The sequence below is a fragment of the Streptomyces sp. NPDC050856 genome (assembly GCF_040653855.1).
Taxonomy (GTDB): Bacteria; Actinomycetota; Actinomycetes; order Streptomycetales; family Streptomycetaceae; genus Streptomyces.
On sequence record NZ_JBFAGV010000004.1, the window covers coordinates 107,594 to 130,020 of the forward strand.

At 75.4% G+C, this 22,427-nt stretch carries 21 protein-coding genes; 15 read left to right on the top strand and 6 right to left on the bottom strand.

The features are described from left to right. Positions 1 to 116 precede the first annotated feature (116 nt). Positions 117 to 2,531, top strand: a complete 2,415-nt coding sequence (locus tag AB0H53_RS05295) for a right-handed parallel beta-helix repeat-containing protein (RefSeq protein WP_362107484.1) — start codon at positions 117 to 119, stop codon at positions 2,529 to 2,531. Here AB0H53_RS05295 and AB0H53_RS05300 read toward each other — a convergent pair. Further along, entirely contained in the window at positions 2,501 to 4,906 is a 2,406-nt protein-coding gene (locus AB0H53_RS05300; RefSeq protein ID WP_362107974.1) for a hypothetical protein, read from the bottom strand. The genes AB0H53_RS05295 and AB0H53_RS05300 overlap by 31 nt on opposite strands. Positions 4,907 to 5,145: 239 nt before the next feature. Between AB0H53_RS05300 and AB0H53_RS05305 the strand changes: the two genes are divergently transcribed. The 3 genes from AB0H53_RS05305 to AB0H53_RS05315 all read left to right on the top strand — a co-directional run bounded on the left by AB0H53_RS05305 (position 5,146) and on the right by AB0H53_RS05315 (position 7,196). Next, positions 5,146 to 5,976, top strand: coding sequence for a DeoR/GlpR family DNA-binding transcription regulator (locus AB0H53_RS05305; protein ID WP_362107487.1), 831 nt, complete (start codon positions 5,146 to 5,148; stop codon positions 5,974 to 5,976). A 207-nt stretch (positions 5,977 to 6,183) separates the two neighbouring features. Further along, positions 6,184 to 6,657: an SRPBCC family protein gene (locus AB0H53_RS05310; protein ID WP_362107490.1), complete on the top strand. Its 474-nt coding sequence runs from the start codon at positions 6,184 to 6,186 to the stop codon at positions 6,655 to 6,657. Between the two features lie 56 nt (positions 6,658 to 6,713). Further along, positions 6,714 to 7,196, top strand: a complete 483-nt coding sequence (locus AB0H53_RS05315) for an SRPBCC family protein (RefSeq protein ID WP_362107493.1) — start codon at positions 6,714 to 6,716, stop codon at positions 7,194 to 7,196. Between the two features lie 33 nt (positions 7,197 to 7,229). Here AB0H53_RS05315 and AB0H53_RS05320 read toward each other — a convergent pair whose 3' ends face one another. Next, positions 7,230 to 8,363: a PLP-dependent cysteine synthase family protein gene (locus AB0H53_RS05320; protein WP_362107976.1), complete on the bottom strand. Its 1,134-nt coding sequence runs from the start codon at positions 8,361 to 8,363 to the stop codon at positions 7,230 to 7,232. A 197-nt stretch (positions 8,364 to 8,560) separates the two neighbouring features. Here AB0H53_RS05320 and AB0H53_RS05325 point away from each other — a divergent pair, with 197 nt between their 5' ends. From AB0H53_RS05325 to AB0H53_RS05345, 5 genes are all read left to right on the top strand, one after another. Then, positions 8,561 to 8,890 carry a hypothetical protein gene (locus AB0H53_RS05325; protein ID WP_362107496.1) on the top strand — a complete coding sequence of 110 codons (330 nt, stop codon included), beginning with the start codon at positions 8,561 to 8,563 and terminating at the stop codon, positions 8,888 to 8,890. Between the two features lie 399 nt (positions 8,891 to 9,289). Beyond that, complete coding sequence (locus AB0H53_RS05330) at positions 9,290 to 9,829, top strand: ATP-binding protein (protein ID WP_362107499.1); 540 nt, start codon at positions 9,290 to 9,292, stop codon at positions 9,827 to 9,829. A gap of 260 nt (positions 9,830 to 10,089) precedes the next feature. Then, a complete protein-coding gene (locus tag AB0H53_RS05335; RefSeq protein WP_362107502.1) occupies positions 10,090 to 10,653 on the top strand; it encodes a TetR/AcrR family transcriptional regulator in 564 nt (187 codons plus the stop codon). 62 nt (positions 10,654 to 10,715) lie between these two features. Then, a complete protein-coding gene (locus tag AB0H53_RS05340; RefSeq protein ID WP_362107979.1) occupies positions 10,716 to 11,303 on the top strand; it encodes a DUF4865 family protein in 588 nt (195 codons plus the stop codon). Continuing rightward, positions 11,300 to 12,211 carry an amidohydrolase family protein gene (locus AB0H53_RS05345; RefSeq protein ID WP_362107505.1) on the top strand — a complete coding sequence of 304 codons (912 nt, stop codon included), beginning with the start codon at positions 11,300 to 11,302 and terminating at the stop codon, positions 12,209 to 12,211. The genes AB0H53_RS05340 and AB0H53_RS05345 overlap by 4 nt, the downstream gene beginning before the upstream one ends. Before the next feature lie 100 nt (positions 12,212 to 12,311). On the opposite strand, the gene AB0H53_RS05350 is transcribed toward AB0H53_RS05345, so the two are convergent. Beyond that, positions 12,312 to 13,076 (bottom strand): class I SAM-dependent methyltransferase, encoded by a 765-nt coding sequence (locus tag AB0H53_RS05350; RefSeq protein ID WP_362107508.1) that lies wholly within the window; start codon positions 13,074 to 13,076, stop codon positions 12,312 to 12,314. Positions 13,077 to 13,120: 44 nt separating this feature from the next. Further along, positions 13,121 to 14,347 carry an ROK family protein gene (locus AB0H53_RS05355; protein WP_362107510.1) on the bottom strand — a complete coding sequence of 409 codons (1,227 nt, stop codon included), beginning with the start codon at positions 14,345 to 14,347 and terminating at the stop codon, positions 13,121 to 13,123. A 172-nt stretch (positions 14,348 to 14,519) separates the two neighbouring features. Between AB0H53_RS05355 and AB0H53_RS05360 the strand changes: the two genes are divergently transcribed. The 4 genes from AB0H53_RS05360 to AB0H53_RS05375 all read left to right on the top strand — a co-directional run bounded on the left by AB0H53_RS05360 (position 14,520) and on the right by AB0H53_RS05375 (position 17,703). Then, entirely contained in the window at positions 14,520 to 15,209 is a 690-nt protein-coding gene (locus AB0H53_RS05360; protein ID WP_362107513.1) for an endonuclease, read from the top strand. Between the two features lie 254 nt (positions 15,210 to 15,463). Next, complete coding sequence (locus AB0H53_RS05365; protein ID WP_362107516.1) at positions 15,464 to 16,726, top strand: MFS transporter; 1,263 nt, start codon at positions 15,464 to 15,466, stop codon at positions 16,724 to 16,726. A gap of 265 nt (positions 16,727 to 16,991) precedes the next feature. Next, a complete protein-coding gene (locus AB0H53_RS05370; protein ID WP_362107519.1) occupies positions 16,992 to 17,252 on the top strand; it encodes a hypothetical protein in 261 nt (86 codons plus the stop codon). A gap of 106 nt (positions 17,253 to 17,358) precedes the next feature. Further along, positions 17,359 to 17,703 carry a DUF6332 family protein gene (locus AB0H53_RS05375; RefSeq protein WP_362107522.1) on the top strand — a complete coding sequence of 115 codons (345 nt, stop codon included), beginning with the start codon at positions 17,359 to 17,361 and terminating at the stop codon, positions 17,701 to 17,703. A gap of 75 nt (positions 17,704 to 17,778) precedes the next feature. On the opposite strand, the gene AB0H53_RS05380 is transcribed toward AB0H53_RS05375, so the two are convergent. Beyond that, positions 17,779 to 18,996, bottom strand: coding sequence for a geranylgeranyl reductase family protein (locus tag AB0H53_RS05380; protein ID WP_362107525.1), 1,218 nt, complete (start codon positions 18,994 to 18,996; stop codon positions 17,779 to 17,781). Between the two features lie 156 nt (positions 18,997 to 19,152). On the opposite strand from AB0H53_RS05380, the gene AB0H53_RS05385 reads away from it, so the two are divergent. After that, a complete protein-coding gene (locus tag AB0H53_RS05385; RefSeq protein ID WP_362107982.1) occupies positions 19,153 to 20,529 on the top strand; it encodes a dipeptidase in 1,377 nt (458 codons plus the stop codon). Between the two features lie 352 nt (positions 20,530 to 20,881). Here AB0H53_RS05385 and AB0H53_RS05390 read toward each other — a convergent pair whose 3' ends face one another. Continuing rightward, a complete protein-coding gene (locus AB0H53_RS05390) occupies positions 20,882 to 21,922 on the bottom strand; it encodes an NUDIX domain-containing protein (RefSeq protein ID WP_362107528.1) in 1,041 nt (346 codons plus the stop codon). 223 nt (positions 21,923 to 22,145) lie between these two features. On the opposite strand from AB0H53_RS05390, the gene AB0H53_RS05395 reads away from it, so the two are divergent. Next, the gene (locus AB0H53_RS05395; protein WP_362107531.1) at positions 22,146 to 22,328 is read left to right on the top strand and encodes a hypothetical protein; all 183 of its coding nucleotides are present in this window, start codon (positions 22,146 to 22,148) and stop codon (positions 22,326 to 22,328) included. Positions 22,329 to 22,427 lie beyond the last annotated feature (99 nt).

Genomic DNA, 22,427 nt, shown 5'->3' on the forward strand with positions numbered 1-22,427 from the left:
TACGGTGGTGCGACCGTTCCGGCGGTGACGCGCGGGACCGGGCGCACGGGCTCGCGGCGCGCCGGATCGCGGCGCGTCGCACCAGGTCACGCACGAGGTGGGGGCAGAGCAGCACCATGGCACAGGGCACGGTCCAGGTGACGCACACCGGCACGTCGCGGTGGCGCCGCCGCACGGGCGAGTACGCCTCCCTCACCGCGGCCCTGGAGGCCGCCGGCGACGGTGACGTCCTCACCATCGCTCCCGGCACCTACCGGGAGAACCTGGTGGTGCGGCGCGCCGTCACACTGCGCGGCGCGGACGGCGGCACCGCCGGTTCGGTACGGATCGCGCCGGTCGACGGGATCCCGCTGACCGTGCGCGCCTCGGCGACCGTGCGGGACCTGCGGGTGGAGGGCCAGGACACGGCGGCGCCCGCGCTGCTGATCGAGGACGGCACGCCGGAGCTGCTGGACCTGCGGATCGTGACCCGCTCGGCGGCCGGCGTGGAGGTGCGCGGCAGGGCCCGGCCCACCGTGCGGCGCTGCGCCGTCGACAATCCGGCGGGCGTCGGGATCGACGTACTGGACGGCGCGGGCGGGGTGTTCGAGGAGTGCGAGGTGGTCGCGGCCGGCCGGTCGGGCGTATCGGTGCGCGACGGCGCCCATCCCCGGCTGGAACGGTGCCGGATCCACCACGCCTCCGGGGCGGGCCTGTCGGTGACCGGCGAGGGCAGCGGGCTGGAGGCCATCGGCTGCGAGGTGTACGAGATCACGGGCAGCGGGGTGCGGATCGCCTCGCGGGCCACCGCCCACCTGACCGACTCGACGGTGCACCGCACCTCCGGCGACGGGATCACGCTCGACACCGACGCCGTGCTGACGCTCTCCGACTGCGACCTGCACGACATCCCGGAGAACGCGGTCGACCTGCGTTCCCGTTCGGTGCTCACGCTGACCCGCTCGACGGTCCGGCGGTTCGGGCGCAACGGCCTGTCGGTGTGGGACCCGGGTACCCGGGTGGACGCCAACCAGTGCGAGATCCACGACAGCACGGGCGACTACCCCGCCGTGTGGGTGAGTGACGGGGCGACCGCCGTCCTGGACTCCTGCCGGGTGCACGACGTGCCGGACGCGCTGTTCGTCCTGGACCGCGGCTCCCGTGTCGACGTCGTCGACAGCGACCTGTCCCAGGTGCGCAACACGGCCGTCTCGGTCAGCGACGGCGCCACCGCCCAGCTCGACGACTGCCGCATCCGGGAGGCCTCCACCGGCGCCTGGTTCCGGGACCACGGCAGCGGCGGCACCCTGAACGGTTGTTCCATCGACGCCGTGCAGACCGGGGTGATCGTCACCAAGGGCGCCGATCCGGCCATCGAGCGCTGCACGGTCACCTCCCCCGCCGAGGCGGGTTTCTACGTGTCGGCGGAGGGCCGCGGCACCTTCCACGGCTGCCGGGTGACCGGCAGCGGCGGATACGGCTTCCACGTGATGGACGGCTGCCGCACCACGCTGCGGCGGTGCCGTACCGAGCGGTGCGCGAGAGCGGGGTACGAGTTCGGCGAGGAGGGGCCGCTGGCGGAGGACTGCACCAGCGACGAGAGCGGCGCCGGGGACCCCGCCGGTCCGGTTCCCCGCGCCGTGCTGACCGTCCCGCAGTCCTCGGGCGGGCTGCTCGGCGCGGTCCCCGCCCAGGCGGCCCCCGCTCCGCCGGTGCCGCCCGGAGCCGGCACCGAGCCGGCGCGCGGCTCCCAGGACGTGCTGGCCGAACTCGACGCCCTGGTGGGCCTGGACAGCGTCAAGCGCGAGGTGCGCACCCTCATCAACATGATGGAGGTGGGCCGCAAGCGCCAGGAGGCCGGCCTCAAGGCGGCCTCGGTCCGCCGTCACCTGGTCTTCACCGGCTCCCCCGGCACCGGCAAGACGACCGTCGCCCGGCTGTACGGGGAGATCCTGGCGTCGCTGGGAGTACTGGAGCGCGGACATCTGGTCGAGGTGTCCCGGGTGGACCTGGTGGGCGAGCACATCGGCTCCACCGCGATCCGCACCCAGGAGGCGTTCGAGCGGGCGCGCGGCGGGGTGCTGTTCATCGACGAGGCGTACGCGCTGTCGCCGGAGGACTCGGGGCGCGACTTCGGGAGGGAGGCGATCGACACGCTGGTCAAGCTCATGGAGGACCACCGGGACGCGGTGGTGGTGATCGTCGCCGGGTACACGGCGGAGATGGCGCGGTTCCTGACGGTCAATCCCGGCGTGGCCTCCCGGTTCTCACGGACGATCACCTTCCCCGACTACGGCCCCGGCGAGCTGCTGCGGATCGTCCGCCAGCAGGCCGAGGAGCACGAGTACCGGCTGGGCACGGGTACGGACGAGGCGCTGCTGAAGTACTTCACGGCGCTGCCCAAGGGCGCCGCCTTCGGCAACGGCCGTACCGCGCGCCAGACGTTCGAGTCGATGGTGGAGCGGCACGCGGGCCGGGTCGCCGAACTGGCCGAGGCGAGCACCGACGACCTGACCCTGCTCTATCCCGAGGACCTGCCCGAACTGCCCTGACCGGCGTCCCGGGCACCGCTCCCCGGCCCGTCCCGTGAGCCGTCCCGCGCGTCGGCGGTGGTGCGCTGCGCGGGCAGCGGCAGGGCGGGCGGCAGCCGGTCGAGCAGGACGGTGCGCTCCTTGGCGAACACCGGGTCCGCCTGGTAGTCGCCGTGCCCCAGGATCGGTTCCGGCAGCGGGTGGTCGTGGGTGCGTCCGTAGACCACCGGGTCGCGCAGCGCCCGGTGGTCCACCTCGGGTTTGCCGGCCTCGGGCGGGAGCCTCACCGGTCCTCCGATGGGGTCGGTGTGCCGCCACAGATTGCGCCAGCAGTGCACATCGCGGTGGAGGGCGCCGAGCGGTCCCGGGCCGAAGTAGGCCGGGAACCACCGCCCGTACAGCCGCTCCAGCGGTGAACCGTAGGTCAGCAGCGCGACCCGCCGGCGGGTGCCCTCGGGAAGCTGCCAGACGGCGGCCGCCGCCAGCACACTGCCCTGCGAGTGGCCGGAGATGACCAGGCGGCCACCGGTGCGGCCGGTCCAGGACGACATCCGCCAGGCGAGGTCGGGGACCGCGCGCTCGGCGTAACAGGGCGGGGCGAAGGGGTGCGCGGCGCGCGGCCAGAACGTACCCACGTCCCACAGGATGCCGATGGTGCGCCGGGCCGAGGCGTCCTTGTAGGCGCGGCGGCCCCAGGTGACGAACAGTATGAAGCCGAATCCGATCAGCCAGGAGCCGAGCGCCTGTGCCGAGCCGGCCACCCCCTCGACGAACGGGTGCTTCCCCGCGAAGGCCCGGCCCGGTACCTGCCCGGTCACCCAGGCACCGGCGACGGCGCCCGCGCCCAGCAGCAGGGTGGCGCCGGAGACGATGCCGACGACCACGGGGGCGGCGTCGGTGAGCGCGGCCCTGGCGCGCGTGGCGGCGATGCGCCGGGTGCGGACGGGGTCGGGTTCCTCCCCCTCGTACTCCGCCTCCACCACGGGCGCCAGCCGCCGGGCGGCGAGGGCGGTGCGCACGGCGAGGACGAGCGCCGGGACCAGCAGCAGGAGCAGCAGGACGGGGATGACGGACGCCTGCCAGCTGAGCAGTACGGGCGGGCCCACGATGGGTCCGCCGCCCATGCCGGGGGTGCCGGGGCCGTCGAGCCAGTCCGCGACCCGCTGGGCAATGCCGCCGGCCATCACCCCGCCGAGCGCGCAGGCGAGCATCGCGACCACGGGCCCACCGAGCCCGTGCACGACGGTACGCGGGTACGGCGCCCCGCGGTGCAGCCGCAGGGCCGCGACGCCCAGGGCCAGGACGAGGCTGCCCTGGGCGAGGGCGATCACGCGGAAGGCGACGTCCCCCGGGAGGGCGCCCGCGGACTGCCAGCCGGGGCGGGACCAGCCGGCGTACAGCGCGGTCAGGGCCAGCAAGGCGAGCGCGGAGCCGGGCAGCGCGGTGACCACCACCCGGTCGATCCGGTCGTCGACCCGTCTCTCGCTGCGCCCCCGGCGGCACACCACCCACAGCACCACCACACCCCCCACCACCAGGGTCCCTTCCAGGGCCCAGCCGATGACCGCGCGGGTCGTGCCGCCGGCGCCGCGGTCGTGGCGGGCGGCGGCGCCGGCGACGGCGGCCGCGACGGTCAGGAACCCGGCGGCCGTGTGCGCGGCGCGCAGCCGGGCCACCAGCCTGCGCCCGTACCAGAACCCGGGCCGGCCGAGCGCGGGGCGGGGCCGGTGCGCGGGCTCGGCCGGGCCGTCCCCGTCGCCGCGGGGCGGCCGCTGTGCCTCGTACGCGCTCCAGGTCCGGTTGGAGAGGTACCACAGGAGCCCCACCAGTGCGGCCGGCACCAGCGCGGCGAGGGCGAGCCGCCGGCCGGGCTGTGACCACCAGCCGTCCCGGGTGGCGGACATGAACCCCAGCCAGGAGCGGTCCCGCGCGCAGGCGGCCGATCCGGCGCACTGCCAGGCCGCCAGGTCCAGTGCCACCTCGCAGGCGGCGGCGGTGAGCAGCACGGTGAGGGTGAGCGCCAGGAGCCGCACCAGGACGCCGTACAGCCGGACGGTGCCGCGCCGCCGCTCGGCGGGCGGGCGCATCCAGTGCGCCAGGTTGGCCACCATGAACGGCAGGAGCAGCAGCCACAGGGCGCGTGAGCCGTTGCCGGAAGTCAGGTTGCACCAGGTGTACGCCTCCGGGACGGGTCCGTCCCGGAACCGCTCGGGCTGCTTCTCGGCCTCGCGGTCGGCCGTGCGCCGGTACATGGCGGCGGTCTCGTCGCCGGTCATGCGTACCGTCCTGGGGTCGTCCAGCATCTCCGCCGGAGTGGTTCCGCCGACGCCGTGGACCAGGAGTTCGAGTGCGGCGCCGGGGCTCGTGTGCGCCGGTTCCGGGGTGGCGGGGTGCACGTCGTTGGCTCGCTCTCTGCGGGAGGCGGGGGTACGGGGTGCGGGGGTACGGGTGCGTACGGACCGGACCGGACCGGACCGAATCAGGACCAGGACCAGGACCAGGACCAGGATCGGTGACGGGGACACGCGTCCGCAGGGCTCTCACGGAATCTCCCCCTGGTCCGCCGCCCTACGCACCGTGGCAGGATGATGACCCCTGCCAGCGGCGTTGACGACGGGAAGGACCGGCCCCTGCGGTGAGCGACAACCAGAACCTCCTCGCGGAGCAGCGGCGCGCGTTGATCCTGGACGAGGTGAGGCGGCGCGGCGGCGTGCGGGTCAACGAGCTCACCCGACGGCTCAACGTCTCGGACATGACGGTCCGCCGGGACCTGGACGCGCTGGCGCGTCAGGGCGTCGTCGAGAAGGTGCACGGCGGCGCGGTACCGGTGGCCGAGGCGAGCACGCACGAGCCGGGTTTCGAGGCCAAGTCGGCGCTGGAGCCGGGCGCCAAGGAGGCCATCGCCAGGGCCGCGGCCGCGATGGCGGCGCCGGGCAGCGCGATCGCCCTGTCCGGCGGCACGACGACGTACGCGCTGGCGCAGCGGCTGCTGGACGTGCCGGACCTGACCGTGGTGACCAACTCGGTGCGGGTGGCCGATGTCTTCCACGCCGGGCAGCGCGCCGGGGCGGGGGGCGCGCCCGTGCCGGGTGCGGCGACGGTGGTGCTGACCGGTGGGGTGCGCACGCCGTCGGACTCGCTGGTGGGGCCGGTCGCCGACCAGGCCATCCGCTCGCTCCACTTCGACGTGTTGTTCCTGGGTGTCCACGGGATCTCCGTGGAGGCCGGGCTGTCCACGCCGAACCTGGCGGAGGCGGAGACCAACCGGCGCCTGGTGTGCTCGGCGCGGCGGGTCGTGGTGGTCGCGGACCACACCAAGTGGGGCACGGTCGGGCTGAGTTCGTTCGCCCGCCTGGACGAGGTCGACACCCTGGTGACGGACGCGGGACTGTCCGCCGGGGTACGGGCGGAGATGGCGGAGCACCTGCCGGGGCTGCTGGTCGCGGGCGAGCAGTCCACCGACTGACGGCTGCGCGGCGGTCAGCGGAGCCGGGCACGCCCCGGGTCGGCGGCGCCCCCGCCCCACCGGTCCTCCCGGCACCGCCCGCGCGCCGCCTCGCCGGGGCGTGCCCCGGCACGCGGGCGGTGCCGCGACACAGCGGACGCCGTCCCACCGCCTCGCCGCGCGTGCCGGGTGGCCCGGTCGGCGCGGAGGCGGTCGTACGATCGCGGCGTGGCCTTCTTCCGCATCGATCGCGACGCCCCCCTGACCGTGGAGGAGGCGTGGCACCGGGTGACCGACTGGCCGGCGCACGGGGCGGGGGTGCCGCTGACCCGGGTCAGGGTGGTGACGGCCGGGCCGACACGGGTCGGCAGTCGCTTCACGGCCCGTACCGGGCTGGGCCGACTGGGCTTCGACGATCCCATGGAGGTCGTCCGCTGGGAGCCGCCGGCCCCAGGGGAGGGGCCCGGCAGGGCGGCCGGGTTGTGCCGGATGGAGAAACGCGGCCGGATGATCATCGGCTGGGCCGAGATCACCGTCCGCGAGACGCCGGCCGGGACCCGGGTGGGCTGGACCGAGGAGCTGCGGGTGCGGGGACTCCCCCGGTTCTGTGACGGACTGCTGGCCCGTGCCGGACGGTCGGTCTTCGGCCACACGCTGGCCGGGCTGCTGGCGGGCGGGCCGTCCCGGGGGGCGGACGGCTGACGGTACGCCAGCTAGGGTGTGGGACCCCTGCCCCGCCGCTCAGGAGGTACGGTCCCATGGCTCATCGGCTCCGCCCGGTACGACCCGACTTCGTGGGGACCGCGCCGGTGCGTCTGGTCTTCGCCACGCGGCTGGCCGCGCCCCCGCCGGCGGTGTACCGGGCCCTCGCCGAGCGGGTGGCCGAAACGCCCGTGTGGTGCCGGGCGGTGGCCTCCGCCCGGCCCCTCGCAGGCGGGGCGGGACGCGAGATACGGCTGCGCGGCGGTGTGGTGTTCCAGGGGAGGATCCTGGTCGCGGACGTCGACGAGCGTCACCTGTACCGGGTGGAGGAGACCAACGCCCCCGGTGTACGCGCGCTGCTGGAGGAGTGGCGGCTCGGTCCGGACGGTTCCGGCACCCGGGTGCGGTGGACCCTGGCGGCGGACGGCACGGCGCCGTTCCGGCTGACGATGCGGCTGGCCCGGGGCCGGGTCGGCCGTGCGTTCCGGGACGCTATGCGCGGCCTCGACGGCTGGGCGGCCTCGTCCCCGACCCCCTAGGGCGGCCGGACCCGGTGGACCGCCCCGCGCGGCTCACTCCGGCCAGGCGCCGCCGGCCAGGAAGCTGTCGATGGCCGCGCGGTAGGGGGCGATGTCCAGTTCCTGGGCGGCCAGCCAGGCGTCGGAGTAGTACTTGTCGAGGTAACGCTCCCCGGGGTCACAGATCAGGGTGACGACGCTTCCGGTGCGGCCGGCCGCCACCATCTCGGCGACGATCTTCAGCGCGCTCCACAGCCCGGTCCCGGTGGACGCGCCCGCCTTGCGGCCGATGGCGTTCTCCAGGGCCCGTACGGCGGCGATGCTCGCCGCGTCGGGCACCTTCATCATCCGGTCGACGGCGCCGGGCACGAAGCTGGGTTCCATCCGGGGCCGGCCGATGCCCTCGATGCGGGAGCCGCAGTCGCAGGCCACGTGCGGGTCGCCGGTGGTCCAGCCCTCGAAGAAGCAGGAGTTCTCGGGGTCGGGGACGCACAGACGGGTGTCGTACTGCATGTAGCGGATGTAGCGGGCGATGGTGGCCGATGTGCCGCCGGTGCCCGCGGTGGCGACGATCCACGCGGGCTCGGGGTACCGCTCCAGCCGCAGTTGCTGGTAGACGGACTCGGCGATGTTGTTGTTGCCGCGCCAGTCGGTGGCGCGCTCGGCGTAGGTGAACTGGTCCATGTAGTGGCCGCCGGTCTGCCCGGCGAGGGCGGCGGCCTCCTCGTACATGGTGCGCGAGTCGTCCACGAAGTGGCAGCGGCCGCCCTGGAATTCGATGAGGCGGATCTTCTCGGGGCTGGTGGTGCGCGGCATCACCGCGATGAAGGGCACGCCGATGAGCCCGGCGAAGTAGGCCTCGGAAACCGCCGTCGAGCCACTGGACGCCTCGATGACCGGCTTGCCGGGCCGGATCCAGCCGTTGCACAGGCCGTAGAGGAAGAGCGAACGGGCCAGGCGGTGCTTCAGGCTGCCGGTGGGGTGGGTGGACTCGTCCTTGAGGTACAGGTCGATGCCCCACCGCTCGGGCAGCGGGAAGCGCAGCAGGTGCGTGTCGGCCGACCGGTTGGCGTCCGCCTGCACCTTGCGCACCGCGTCTTTGAGCCACGCCCGGTACTCGGGGTCGCTCCGGTCCACGTCGAGGGTCGGCGCGGGCTCGCCCGTCCCGGTTCTCCCAGCCTGCCCGATGGTGCTCACGCGCTCCGCTCCTTGCCTCGTCCCTCGCTGCCCCCACCTTGAACATACCCCCCTCACCTGCACAAACGATGCCTTTGATGGCCCATAGGACGGCCTTGCAGGACTCCGCTCCCACGCGCACTGGTGCATGCGCGGCGACTTGTGCAGACTGACCAGCAGAAGCCGGTGCGAAAGGGGCGGGAAGAGTCATGGCCGAGCCTGATTTCAGCGCCACGGGCGTACGGATCGAACGGTGGCCGCGCTCGCTGACCACAGCGGGCGAGGTGCTCATCAAGGACGGCAGGCTGGCGCTGCTCACCAGCTACGGGCGGGTGATCGACGCCGCCCCGGTCCGGGCCGTCAGGGCGGGCAGGCCATGGTTCGCGGGCCGGGACGGCGCCACCGTGGCCACACTCAACGGCACGCGGTACCGGCTCACCATGGGCCAGCGCAGCCGCCGGCCGGACGGCACGGCGGCGACGGCCCTGGCCGGCCGTTTCCTGGACACCGTGCGCAGGGCGGGCGGCGGCCGGTCCTGAGGACGGCGCCCCACGGGACCCGGCGGTACGGGACGGGCACCCGGCCGGCGCCCGTCAACACGCGCTCGCCGCACGTCCGTACGCGGAGCGCGGGCCCGCCGGCCACGGGGGACGGTGGACGGTGGCGCGCAGGAGGCGGCGGGCCGATGTGCCGGGCGCCCACCGGCCGGTAGGCCGCCCCGGTCCGGGTGGGCCGGGCCCGGCGGGCGGCTCGCGGGGCCGGTGGTGGCCCGTCGCCGCGAGTTGCGCGGCGGTCACCCGTGAGCCACGCTTGACTGACATCACTACTCAGGGTGTACCGGCGGTGACGCTGTGATCCAGCCCGCCGGATCAAGAGCCAGCCAACTACTGGATCCGATCTCCGTCTTCTTCCGGACCTCATTTCGGGGAGTCGCAGCCGTGATCAGCCAGGCAAGCAGGCAGTGCACGGTAGAGCTCCAAGCCCTGCCGTCGCGGATCGGTCAGGTCCGCAGAATCGTTTCAGCGCAACTGCGCTACTGGAATCTCGATTGTCTGATCGAGAAAGCCGCGCTCGGTGTCACCGAGTTGCTGACCAATGTCCACCGGCACGCGGAGCCGGACAAGGTGTGCACCGTGGAACTCGAGCTGCTGCTCGACCGGCTGACGGTCTCGGTCCATGACCACGACCCCCGCCTTCCGATGGCCAACCTCTCCGATCCGCTCGCCACGTCCGGCCGCGGCCTCGCCCTGATAGAGGCCGTCAGTGAGAGCTGGGGCGCCCGGCCGCAGGGCGATTCCGGGAAGGTGGTGTGGTTCACCCTTCCGGCGCCCGCGGCCACGCCCACGCCACTGCCCTCGCTCCCCGTGTACGGGGCGGCCACCAGCGGTCCGTTCACCGACCCGGTGCCCTTCGAGGACCCCGTGGACACCGCCTTGCGAGAACACGCCACCGCCGCCCGGTCGCCCGTCGCGGGCTGACCGGGCGGGCCCCTCCCCAGGCCGTCCCCCGGGGCGGCGTCCGGGGCGGCGTCCGGGGGCAGCGGCACGCCGGGCCCGGTCCGCCACCTCATCGGCACCCCCGCCACCGGCACCGCCCTGCCGGCCCGCGGACGGAGCGGGGCGGGGAGCCCTCGCCGACGGAGGCGGACGCGGTCACCGGGGGCGCGGAGGCGCGGTCCGGCCCACGAGCAGCACGCCGCCCGTCGCCTCTTGTACCTACTGGTATGTACAGTGTCCTCATGAGCACCTCGGAGCGTCTGATCGAGGCCACGCGCGACCTGCTGTGGGAGCGCGGCTACGTGGGCACCAGCCCCCGGGCCATCCAGCAGCGGGCCGGTGCCGGCCAGGGCAGCATGTACCACCACTTCTCCGGGAAGCCCGATCTGGCGCTCGCCGCGATCCAGCGCACCGCCGCCGAGCTGCGCGCCACGGCCGAAGCGGTACTGGGCGGCGAGGGACCGGCGTACCGGCGCGTGGAGGCGTATCTGCTGCGGGAGCGCGACGTCCTGCGCGGTTGCCCGGTCGGGCGGCTGACGATGGATCCGGACGTGATCGCCGACGACGTGCTGCGCGCCCCGGTCGACGAGACGTTCGACTGGCTGCGCGGTCGGCTCGCCCGGATCCTCCAGGAAGGCGTGGACGCCGGGGAGTTCGCCCCGGCGCTCGATCCGCCGGGGACGGCGGCGGCCATCGTCGCCACCGTGCAGGGCGGTTATGTGCTGGCCCGCGCCTCGGGGTCGACCGCCGCCTTCGAATCCGCCGTCGCGGGGCTGCTCGCCCTGCTCTCCTGCCGTACCGCGTAAGGGAGTTCCCCCGTATGTCCAGCACCCCCGCCCCGGCGGACACCCGGCCCGGGAGCGCGCCGATGCACGCCATGCAGTACGAGATCACCCTGCCCGCCGACTACGACATGGGCATCATCCGCCACCGGGTCGCGGCCCGGGGTCATCTGCTCGACGACTTCTCCGGCCTGGGCCTCAAGGCCTACCTGGTCCGGGACCGCGCCGACGGCTCGGTGGTCAACCAGTACGCGCCGTTCTACCTCTGGGCCGCGCCGGAGGCCATGAACCGCTTCCTCCTGGGGCCCGGCTTCCAGGGGGTCGTGGACGACTTCGGCCGCCCCGAGGTGCAGCACTGGAGCGGTGTGGCGTACCAGGAGGGGCCGGCGAGCGCGAGCCCGCCGCGCGCCGCCACCCGTCACCGGATGCGGGCCGGGGCGGGCGAGAAGCCCGCCGACGCGGTGGAGCGGGCTCTCGCCGCGCACCGGCGGCTGGCCCGGACCGACGGGGTGGTGGCCACGGCCGTGGCGGTCGATCCGCGGCACTGGGAGACGCTGTCGTTCGCGCTCTGGGCGCAGGACGCGGCGGACGCACCGGACGCGGCCGGGGAGGTGTTCCGGGTGCTGCGGCTGTCGGCGCCGGAGCGTTCGCGGCTCGGCGGGGAGCACCGGTGACGGGCCCGGAGCCGGCCATCCGTACGGTCCTCGGCGACATACCGGGCGACGAGCTGGGCATCTGCGACGCGCACGACCACCTCTTCCTGCGCAGTCCCCTGCTGGCGGGGCAGGAGCTGGACGACCCCGAGGACGCGGCACGGCGGTTGCGGGCCTTCCGGGACCTGGGCGGCGGCACCGTCGTGCAGTGGACCCCGCACGGCATGGGGCGCCGGGCCGAGGACCTGGTGGCGCTGTCCCGCGCGACCGGCGTCCGGCTGGTGGCCGCGACCGGGCTGCACCAGGCGCGCCACTACGCCGCCGGGACGCTGGACGGCCTCCCGGAGGACCTGGCCGGCCTGTTCACGACCGAGCTGACCGAGAGCATCGCGGGTACCGGGATCCGGGCCGGGCTGATCAAGGTGGCGGGCGACTTCCACGGGCTGGACGCCCACGCACGCCGGACCCTGTCCGCGGCGGCCCGGGCCCACCACCGCACGGGCGCCCCGGTCGCCGTGCACCTGGAGCAGGGTACCGCGGCCCTGGAGGTGCTGGACCTGCTGTGCGGTGAGGAGGGCATGGCCCCCGGCCGGGTGGTCCTCGGGCACCTGGGCCGCTTCCCCGACCACGTGACGCACCGGGAGGCGGCGCGGGCGGGCGCGTACCTGGCGTTCGACGGGCCGTCACGCGCCCACCACGCCACCGACTGGCGGCTGCCCGGGGAACTGGCCGAGCTGGCCGGCGCGGGCTTCGCCGACCGGCTCCTGCTGGGCGGCGACACGACGGTGCCCGGCACGCCCGGAATGCCGTTCCTGCTGGGCGGTCTGCGCGCCCGGCTGGAACTCACCCTGGGGGCCGGCCTGGTGGAGCGGATCCTGACGGCCAACCCGGCACGGGCGTTCGCCACGGTGTGGACGGACCCGGACTGAGCCCGGCCGCCGGACCCGGCGACCGGCCGGGCAGGACCCCGGACCCGGCGAGCGGCCGGGCGGAACGTCCAACGGCCGCCGGGCCAGGCCCCTCGGGACGTCAGGCCACCGGGGCCAGGGTCAGGTAGGTGATCCCGAGAACGCCCCGGTAGCCGTCGAGCCAGCGGGCGCGCTGCCGGTCGAGGCGGTCGCGGGTCTCGGCGGCCAGCGGGTGGGCGGGGTGGGTGGCGAGCCAGCTCTCGGCGGCCTCGCGGTAACCGGACTCGAACTCCTCCCACTCGTCCTCGTCCGCCGTCTCGACCCTCAAGGGGCGGAAGCCCGCGTCGACGGCCCGGTCCACGAGCCCGCCCAGCGGGAGGTGGTCGCCGGTGTGCGCGCCGGGCCACATCGCGGCCAGTTCCCCGGTGGTGGGCGGGCGCTGCCAGAATCCCTCACCGAGCAGCACCCGGCCGCCCGGTGCCACCAGCCGCCGCAGTTCCCTCAGGACGGAGGAGACGTCGTACGGCCGGTCGGGGGCGCACAGGGCCTGCCCGGCGCCCAGGCAGATCACCACGTCGGCAGGGCCGCGGCGGGTGCCCAGCGCGGATTCCCGGACGAACGCGGCGCGGCCGGTCAGCCCGCGCTCCTCGGCGAGACCACGGCCGCGGGCCAGGTCCTCGGCCTCGATGTCGATGCCGGTGCCGGTCGCCTCCGGGGCGGCTTCGAGCAGCCGCAGCATGAACTCGCCCCAGCCGCAGCCGATGTCGAGGACCGTGGCGGGACGGGTGGCGGCGAGCCGCGCCACCAGCCGGGTGGCCCGGGCCTCGGACAGCGGGCCGTGGAAGGTGAGGCCGGTGGGGCGGGCCGGTGGATCGGTTCGGGTCATGGGGCGGGACGCTAGTTGGCCGGGCGCAGTGTGGCGAACGCTTTTCAGGCGGCCGGCCGGCCGAGTGCCGCGAGCGGGTCGTCCAGCACCGGCTGCCACGCCAACTCGGCCGCTCCGGCCAGGCTGTTGTGGTCCAGGGTGCAGCCGAGGATCGGCACGCCGCCACTGCGGCCCCACAGGCTGCGGTCGGCGACCACCGCGCGCAGCCGTTCCGGGGCGGCGGCGAGGAGCTCGCGGTGCAGGCCGCCGAGGATGATCCGGTCCGGGTTGAGGATGTTGACCAGCCCGGCCAGGCCCAGGCCCAGGCGGTCGACCAGTTCGTCGGTCGCCGCCCGTACGCCGGGGTCGTCGGCCCTGGTGCGGAGCAGGTCGCGGGCCTGCTGGAGCAGGGACACCTCGGGGCCGGGGTCACGGCCGGCGGCGGTGAGGAAGGCCAGCGGGTCGGCCTCGACGTCCAGGCAGCCCCGGCTGCCGCAATGGCAGGGGCGGCCCTCGGGGTTGACGGTGAGGTGGCCGACCTCTAGGGCCAGCCCCGCGCTGCCGCTGTGCAGACGGCCGTCGAGGACGAGGGCGCCGCCGACGCCCCGGTGCCCGGTGGCCACGCAGAGCAGGTGCTGGGCGCCCCGGCCGGCGCCGTGGCGGTGTTCGGCGAGGGCCGCGAGGTTCACGTCATTGCCCGTGAAGGCGGGGCCGTCGATGCCCGCGGCCCGCACCTGCTCGGCGAAGATGTCCCGGACGGGGGCCCCGGCGGGCCAGGCGACGTGCAGCGGGTTGAGCGCGGTGCCCTCGGGTTCGGCGACCGCGGACGGCACGGCGAGCCCGGCGCCGACGCAGCGGCGTCCGCTCTCGCGCAGCAGCCGGGCGCCCGCCTCCACCACGGCGCCCAGGACCTGGGCCGGGTCGGCCGATACGGTCACACAGCCGGGCGCGGTGGCCACCACGCGCCCGCCCAGGCCGACCAGGGCGGCGCGGAAGCCGTCCGCGTGGACCTGCGCGGCCAGGGCCACGGGGCCGTTCTCGTCGACGGTGAGCCGGTGCGAGGGGCGGCCCTGGGAACCGGCCGACGCCGCGGGGCGGGAGTCGACACGGATGAGGCCGAGCGCTTCCAGTTCGGCGGCGACGGCCCCGGCGGTGGCGCGGGTGACGCCGAGCTCGGCGGTGAGCACCGCGCGGGTGGGCGCACGGCCGGTGTGCACCAGCTCCAGCGCGGGGCCGAGTGCGCCGCGGCCTCTGTCCAGCCGTGTCCGGGTCGTCGTCGCCTTGCCGTTCATGGGGGCGAGTCTCCCATGATCCAGCGGGCCGGGAGGCGGTCCGGGGGCTCTGGTCCGGTTTCGTCCGGTCCTGGGCGGGTACCGCGGGCTGCGTGCGCGGACACGGCCGCCGCGTGAGCCGTGACCGACGGGGTGACGGGCCGGTGGGGCCGAAGGCGCGGGAGGTTGGTCCATGGGAGGCTCCGGCCACCGGGCGACGGTACGGGCCCTGCTCGACCGGCACGGGCGTACGTACGCCGAGGAGGCCGCGATCCGTCTCGGGGACACCCCGCAGCCGCTGTACCAGTTGCTGGTGCTGGCCCATCTGCTGAGCGCGCGGATCCGCGCCGCCACGGCGGTCGCGGCGGCGCGCGCCCTGTTCGACGCCGGGTTGCGGGACGCGCGGCGCATGCGGGACGCCACTTGGCGGCAGCGGGTGGCCGCGCTGGGTGAAGGCGGCTACCGCCGGTACGACGAGCGGACCGCGACCCAGCTCGGCAAGGCCGCGGAGCTGGTACTGGACCGGTACGGCGGGGATCTGCGCCGGCTGCGCGAGAAGGCGGGCGGGGACCCGGACGCGGTGGGCGCGCTGCTCCAGGAGGTGCCGGGGATCGGCCCGGCGGGCGCGGCCATCTTCCTGCGCGAGGTACAGGGAGTGTGGCCGGACTGCGCGCCGTACCTGGACGGCAAGGCACTCGACGGCGCGGAGCGGCTGGGGCTGCCCGCCGACCCCGGCGAGCTGGCCGCGCTGGTCGGGCGGGCGGAACTGCCGGCGCTGGCCGCCGCGCTGGTGCGGGCCGCGCTCGACCGGTCCGTGGCCGACTCCGTGCCGGGGGTCGACGGCGTGGCCGCCGACACCGGCGGCCGGGACAGCCGCCGCTGAGGGACAGGCCCGTGGCTCCTGGCCCTCCGCTCCGGCCGGCCCGCGCCGGCCCCCGGCTCCTGGCCGGTCCGTCCGGTCCGGGCAGGCCGGCCCAGGCCCTCCACCCCGGTTCCCGGCGGTCACCGGCTGGCCGGTGGGCGGTCGTCGGACCGGCCCGTCCCCTCGCGGGGCCACGTCCGCGGCGACCGTCGCCGGGCCGGGCCACCGGGACCGGCCTGGTTGAAGCGTGCCCGCGCGGCCCCTATGCTGACTTTGTGCCGCTACTAAACAAACTAGGGACGGCCTCCCCGGTGGGCTCCGGCCCGGTGAGCGCCGCCCGCTCCCTGTCCCGCCTCCGTACCGCGCTGACCGTGTTCTTCGCCCTGGACGGCTTCCTGTTCGCCGGCTGGGTGGTCCGCATCCCCGCGATCAAGCAGCAGACCGGAGCCTCCGCGAGCGACCTGGGCCTCGCCCTGCTGGGTGTCTCGGCGGGTGCCGTCGTCACGATGACGCTCACCGGCCGCCTGTGCCGCCGGTTCGGCAGCCGCCCGGTGACGGTCGCCGCGGGGGTGCTGCTGGCGCTGAGCATCGCGCTGCCGCCGCTGACCCGTTCGGCGCTCGCGCTGGGCCTGGTCCTGCTGGTCTTCGGCACCGCGTACGGCGGCATCAACGTGGCGATGAACAGCGCCGCCGTCGACCTGGTCGCGGCCCTGCGCCGCCCCGCGATGCCCGGCTTCCACGCCGCGTTCAGCCTCGGCGGGATGATCGGCGCGGGCCTGGGCGGCCTGGTCGCCGGACACCTCTCCCCCACTTGGCACCTGCTCGGCCTCACGGCCGTGGGACTGCTGCTGACGGCTGCCGCCGGTCCCGTGCTGCTGCGCCACCCGGTACCCCCGCCGCCGGAGTCCGCGCCCCGCGAGAAGCCGCCCGCCGGCCGTATGGACGGCCGCTCCCGCCGGCTCGTCACCGTCTTCGGCGCGATCGCGCTGTGCACGGCGTACGGCGAGGGAGCGCTGGCCGACTGGGGCGCGCTCCATCTCGAAACCGACCTGCACGCCCGCCCCGGCGTCGCGGCGGCCGGGTACGCGCTGTTCGCGCTGACCATGACCGTCGGACGACTGTCCGGTACGGCGCTGCTGGAACGGCTCGGTCAGACGCGGACGCTGGTGGCGGGCGGCGCGACCGCCGCCGTGGGCATGCTGCTCGGCGCGCTCGCGCCGACCGTGTGGCTCGCGCTGCTCGGCTTCGCGGTGACCGGCCTGGGGCTGGCCAACATCTTCCCCGTCGCGGTGGCCAGGGCGGGCGCGCTGGCCGGCCCGGCCGGCGTGGCGGCCGCGTCGACGCTGGGCTACGGGGGCATGCTGCTGGGCCCGCCCTCGATCGGCTTCCTGGCCGACTGGTTCTCGTTGCCGGTGGCGCTGACGACGGTGGCGGGACTGGCCGGAGGCGCGGCGCTGATCGGATACGCCGTACGTGACGCCCCGGCGGCGGCCGGCCGGACGGGCGCGCTCCCCGCCGGGCGGGACCGGGGCCGTTGACCGGCACGCCACCCGGGGCCCGGCCCGGCGGGCCGCGCGCCCGGCCCGGCGGTGGCGCCCTTCCGCTGGCTAGTCTGTTCCCACCACCCTGCCGGACCGCCCGGCGGCCTCCCCGGGCGGCGGCAACGGCCCGGCGGAACCCGCCGGACGGGCGGCCGGGGCGCGTCGGGTGGGAACCGCCGTCAGGCACGGCCCTGTTGCGCGACGGGGGCATCGACCGAGAGCGTAGAGCCGCCGTTGTGGCGGCACCGGAAAGGGAGTGGCAGTGCCCGAGGAAACCGATGTGCGTGAACTGGTCCGCCGTGGTGCGACATTCATGGAAGTGATGGACCATTTCCTCCACCGGGGCCCGCACCGGCCGACACCTCTGCGACTGGTGATGGCCTTCCAGGTCGAGCTCGGCATCTCCTTCGTCGAGACGCGGAAGATGCTGCGGTTCTTCGATGCCGAGTTGCAGCCGGTCGCCGACGTCGACCTCATCAACGAACGGGGGCGCGTCCTGCTGGGCCTGGCGAGAACCGCCTGAGCGGCCTGGCGGGCCGCGGCCGGCCGGGCGCGGCGCCCCGGGTTGCGCGGTGGGAGCCGGGCGGGCGTCCTTGCCCGCCCGGCCCCGCGCTTGTGACACTGGCCCCATGGGGACTCGGGGGCAGGCACAGCGGGACGCGATCACCGTCGAGATCGGCTACGCGCTGGTCACGGCGGCTTTTCTGGCGGCGGGGGTGTTCTGCCTGATCGGGGCGCCGGTGCTGCTGCTCGGCGTGGGAGGCGCCGCCGGGCGGGCACTGCTCGTCGCGGCGGGCGTGGCCGGCTGTCTGGCTTTCGTGGCCCGTGTGGTCGAGGTGCTGTGGGGCTTCTCCGGTACGCCGGGGCCGGTGACCGGCTCGGACCGCGCCGCGTCCGGGCCCCCCGCAGCCGCGACCGGCCGGGCGGGGTCCACCGGACCCGAGGCGCAGCCGGGCGGGACCGCGTGCCGGTGACACTCGGCGATCACCCGGCACCCCGGGCCCCGGGGCGCGGGTGGGCGGCGCTCGCGGGGGCGCCGGTGCGGGCCGTCACCCGCGGCGGTCCAGGGCGTCCAGGGCGCGGCGGGCCATCGGGTGCGTACGGACGAGGCCGGCCAGGCTGGTCGCGCCCCGTGTGATGTCCGCGAACGCGCGCCAGGCCGGGCCGAACCCGGTCAGCGCCGTGTGCAGCAGGCCGGGACGGCTCTGGAACAGCGTCAGCATCCGCCGGCCGACCGCCATCTCGGCGCCCAGCCCGGCCTTGATGGCGAAGGCGTAGTTCAGGGCCTGGCGGCGGGCGTCCACGGCGTCGTGCGCCTCGGCGATCCGCACCGCCCACTCCCCCGCCAGCCGTCCGGACCGCAGCGCGTAGGAGATGCCCTCACGGGTCCAGGGCTCCAGCAGCCCGGCGGCGTCCCCGCAGACCAGTACCCGGCCCCGGGAGAGCGGCGAGTCGTCGCTGCGGCACCGGGTGAGGTGGCCGGACGAGATGGCCGGCTCGAACCCGGCCAGGCCCTGCCGGGCGATGAAGTCCTCCAGGTAGCGCTTGGTCGCGGCGCCGTCGCCGCGCGCGGAGATCACGCCCACGGTCAGCGTGTCGCCCTTGGGGAAGACCCACCCGTAGCTGCCGGGCAGTGGCCCCCAGTCGATGAGCACCCGCCCGGCCCAGTCCTCGGCCACCGTCGCCGGGACCGGGATCTCGGCCTCCAGCCCCAGGTCGACCTGGTCGAGCTCGACACCGACGTGGGCCCCTATCCGGCCGGCGCTGCCGTCCGCGCCGACGACCGCCCGCGCGAGCACCGTCTCGCCGTCGGCCAGGACGACCGCGACGGTACGCCGGTCGGGCACGGCCGAGCCGTGCTGTTCGACCCGGGAGACCGTCACGCCGGTACGCAGTTCGGCGCCCGCCTTCTGGGCGTGCTCGACCAGTCCGGCGTCGAACTCCGACCGGTCGACCAGGCCGAAGAGCATCCGCCGCGAGCGGCGGGTACGGGTGAACCGGCCGTTGAGCGAGAAGGTGACGGCGTGCACCCGGTCGCGCAGCGGCAGTTCGAAGCCGGGGGGCAGGGTGTCGCGCGAGGGGCCGATGATGCCGCCGCCGCAGGTCTTGTACCGGGGCAGCTCCGCCTTCTCCAGGAGCAGCACCCGGCGGCCCGCGACGGCCGCCGCATGGGCCGCGGACGCTCCGGCCGGCCCCGCGCCGACCACCACGACATCCCACACCGGCGCGGAGTACTCGTTCCCGGCGTCTGCGTTCTCGCTGCTCACGATGTGCTTCTGCTCCTGATCCCGACCCTGGTCATGCTCCTCACCGCATCCTACGGCGCGGGCCGCCTCGACCCGCTGTGGGAGGATCGGACGCGCGTTCGCCGTGCCACGGCACGCGGCGCCCGTACCGACGTCCGCACCCACCAGGAGCGTGCCATGACCGCCACCGCCGACCAGCCGATCGCCCGCACCGTCGCGTCCCTGCTGCCCCGCGCCAAGGACGAGCTCGCGGAACTGGTGGCGTTCCGGTCGGTGGCGGATCCCGAGCAGTTCCCGCCGAGCGAGTGCCGGGCCGCGGCGGCCTGGGTGGCGGACGCGCTGCGCGCCGAGGACTTCCAGGACGTGGCCGTGCTGGACACGCCGGACGGTTCGCAGTCCGTCTACGGCTTCCTGCCCGGCCCGCAGGGCTCGCCGACCGTCCTGCTGTACGCCCACTACGACGTCCAGCCGCCGCTGGACCTGGCCGGCTGGGACACCCCTCCCTTCGAGCTGACCGAGCGGGAGGACGGGCGCTGGTACGGGCGCGGGGCCGCCGACTGCAAGGGCGGGTTCATCATGCACCTGCTGGCGCTGCGCGCCCTGAAGGCGAACGGCGGGGTGCCCGTGGGCGTCAAGGTGATCGTGGAGGGCTCGGAGGAGCAGGGCACCGGCGGGCTGGAGCGGTACGCGGAGGCGCACCCCGGCCTGCTGGCGGCGGACGCCATCGTGATCGGTGACGCGGGGAACTTCCGGGTGGGGCTGCCCACCGTCACCGCGTCGCTGCGCGGGATGACAATGCTGCGCGTCCAGGTGGACACGCTGGCGGGAAACCTGCACTCGGGGCTGTTCGGCGGGGCCGCGCCCGACGCGCTGGCGGCGCTCATCCGCGTACTGGACTCGCTGCGCGCCGAGGACGGTTCGACGACCGTGGACGGGCTGGAGGCGGAGGGCCGCTGGCAGGGGCTGGGGTACCCGGAGGAGGACTTCCGCCGGGACGCCGAGGTCCTCGACGGGGTGGAGCTGATCGGCGGCGGCACGGTCTCCGACCGGCTCTGGGCGCGCCCGGCCGTCACCGTGATCGGCATCGACTGCCCGCCGGTGGTGGGCGCCACTCCGTCCGTGCAGGCCACCGCCCGCGCCCAGATCAGCCTGCGGGTGCCCCCGGGGCAGGACGCGGCCGAGGCGACCAAGCTGCTGACGGCGCATCTGGAGGCCCACACGCCGTGGGGCGCGCGGGTGTCGGTGGAGCAGGTGGGACAGGGTCAGCCGTTCCTGGCGGACGTCACGAGCCCGGCGTACACCTCGATGGCCGAGGCGATGCGGGTCGCCTACCCGGGCCAGGAGATGCAGGCGGCCGGCATGGGGGGCTCGATCCCGCTCTGCAACACCCTTTCCGCGCTCTACCCGGACACCGAGATCCTGCTGATCGGGCTGAGCGAGCCGGAGGCGCGGATCCACGCGGTGAACGAGAGCGTGTCGCCGCGCGAGCTGGAGCGGATGTCGGTGGCCGAGGCGCACTTCCTGCTGAACTACGCGCGGTCCAAGCGGGGTTGAGCCGGCAGCCGAGTTCACCCCTCGGCACGGTGGGCCACGGCGGGCGGGCGCGGGAGCGTACGTTCGCGCTCCCGTGGACTCGGCTCGGGGCGGCGCTGGGTTCCGGACGCCGGTGACCGCCCACCGGCGGCGGGCGGCCCGGGCGGCCGGGGCCGCCGCCCGCCGGGGGCTCCGGCGGGCCCACCGGCACCGGCCGCGCGGATCGGGTGGTGGCGGGTGGTTCCGGGCCGGCGGCGTGGGAGCGCGGCCGGGTGGGCCGGCGGCGCTCCCGGTGGTGCGGCCGTGCTCCGGTGGGCCCGGGCATCCGCCGTGGCGGCGATGCCGCCGTGCCCGCGGTACCGCCCGGTGCGCGTCAGCCGACCGGGACGCCGGCCTCCAGGTTGAGGACGGTGCCGCGTTCACGGGCGCGCAGGGCCCAGCGGAGCCGTTCGTAGCGGACCGGGGGCAGCATGCCGGAGGCCTCCTCCTCGGTGACGAATCGCCAGCCGCGCAGTTCCGGGCCGGGCAGCAGGACCCGCCCGGCCTGCGCGCCGGTGAGCCGGCCGCCGTCGAAGAGCAGCCGCAGGCCGCCGTAGCCCGGCGGACGGGGCGGTTCCCAGTCCACGAGCAGGAGCCTGGGGATCGCGGCCAGTTCGACGCCTATCTCCTCGGCCACCTCCCGCATCCCGGCGCGGGCCGGGGGCTCGCCCCGCTCGACCACTCCGCCGGGGAACTCCCAGCCGGGCTTGTAGGTGGGGTCGACCAGCAGTACCCGGTCCTGCTCGTCGAAGAGGAGCACGCCCGCGGCCAGTGTCTCGCCGGTCGGCTCCGGTGTCTGCACGATCCGGCACACCCCGGCCGTACCGCCACGCACCGCGTCGGCGATGGCCCGCGCGGTCCCGGCCGGGGTGAGGTGCCCGTTGTCCACGGCGTACGCGTCGGCGGCCAGCCAGCCGCCGAGCGCCGCGCGGTAGGGCTCGATGTGGTCGTACGCCCACTGACGGATCCGCTCGTCGGCCTCCCGGTCGTCCTCGTACTCCACGCGGTCCGCGATCCGTTGGCGCAGGATCGTTTCCTCGGGTGTCAGCACCATGTGCCGTACGGTGATGCGGCGGGCCGCGAGCCCGCCGAAGATCTCATCGCGGTACTCCTGTCTGAGCAGTGTCATCGGCACCACCAGCACTCCCCCCACCTCGGCCAGCAGAGCCGCCGCGGTGTCCACCACCAGGCGCCGCCAGCTCGGCAGGTCCTGGTAGTCGCTCACTTCGGCGAGCCGCTTCTGCGGCAGCAGGTGGCGCAGTCCGTGGCCGACCAGTTCGGGGTCGTACAAGGTGCTGTTCGGGATCAGCTCGATCAGTTCGCGTGCGGCGCTGGTCTTGCCCGCACCGAACGCACCGTTGACCCAGACGATCACGGTTCCCCCTCCTCCGTAGCCCCCAGTGGCTTGCCCGCAACACCCTGCCACGGAAACCCTCCCCCGGAGCCGGGTGGCCGACCGGGTATCCAACTGTGGCCGGGGCGTTGCACACCGGCCACGGCACCCCGCGCCGCTTCCGGTAGTACGAGATGCCTGCGTGAGCCGTGTCATGGCGGGCACACGCCTCGTTGGAACGGGCGATGAACAGGGGGTGCGGAAAATGTTGCGCACGGTGCTGGAAAAGTTCCCCGCGGGTGGCCCGTGGGGCAGTTGGCCGGCCGAGGAGTTCGCGCGGGCGTGCCGGGACGAGGGCACACCCGCCCAGGTGGTGATGGACCTGGAGTCCGACGCGTTCCTGGTGGTCGTGGCGGAGCCGGCGATGGCGGAGGCGGCCGTCCACTGACAACGCGCGCCCACCGGGTACGTCGCCCGGACCCCGCCCGCGCCGTCCGCCACGGGCGGGGACGCGGCGGGACCGGAGGCCGGGAACGCGGTCCGCGCG

Bases quoted from the DNA above. Each gene is read 5' to 3' on its own strand.
- AB0H53_RS05355 (WP_362107510.1), bottom strand. From the start codon at position 14,347: ATGAACGGCAAGGCGACGACGACCCGGACACGGCTGGACAGAGGCCGC.
- AB0H53_RS05325 (WP_362107496.1), top strand. From the start codon at position 8,561: ATGGCCGAGCCTGATTTCAGCGCCACGGGCGTACGGATCGAACGGTGG.
- AB0H53_RS05335 (WP_362107502.1), top strand. From the start codon at position 10,090: ATGAGCACCTCGGAGCGTCTGATCGAGGCCACGCGCGACCTGCTGTGG.
- AB0H53_RS05340 (WP_362107979.1), top strand. From the start codon at position 10,716: ATGCACGCCATGCAGTACGAGATCACCCTGCCCGCCGACTACGACATG.
- AB0H53_RS05295 (WP_362107484.1), top strand. From the start codon at position 117: ATGGCACAGGGCACGGTCCAGGTGACGCACACCGGCACGTCGCGGTGG.
- AB0H53_RS05350 (WP_362107508.1), bottom strand. From the start codon at position 13,076: ATGACCCGAACCGATCCACCGGCCCGCCCCACCGGCCTCACCTTCCAC.
- AB0H53_RS05360 (WP_362107513.1), top strand. From the start codon at position 14,520: ATGGGAGGCTCCGGCCACCGGGCGACGGTACGGGCCCTGCTCGACCGG.
- AB0H53_RS05375 (WP_362107522.1), top strand. From the start codon at position 17,359: ATGGGGACTCGGGGGCAGGCACAGCGGGACGCGATCACCGTCGAGATC.
- AB0H53_RS05385 (WP_362107982.1), top strand. From the start codon at position 19,153: ATGACCGCCACCGCCGACCAGCCGATCGCCCGCACCGTCGCGTCCCTG.
- AB0H53_RS05395 (WP_362107531.1), top strand. From the start codon at position 22,146: ATGTTGCGCACGGTGCTGGAAAAGTTCCCCGCGGGTGGCCCGTGGGGC.
- AB0H53_RS05315 (WP_362107493.1), top strand. From the start codon at position 6,714: ATGGCTCATCGGCTCCGCCCGGTACGACCCGACTTCGTGGGGACCGCG.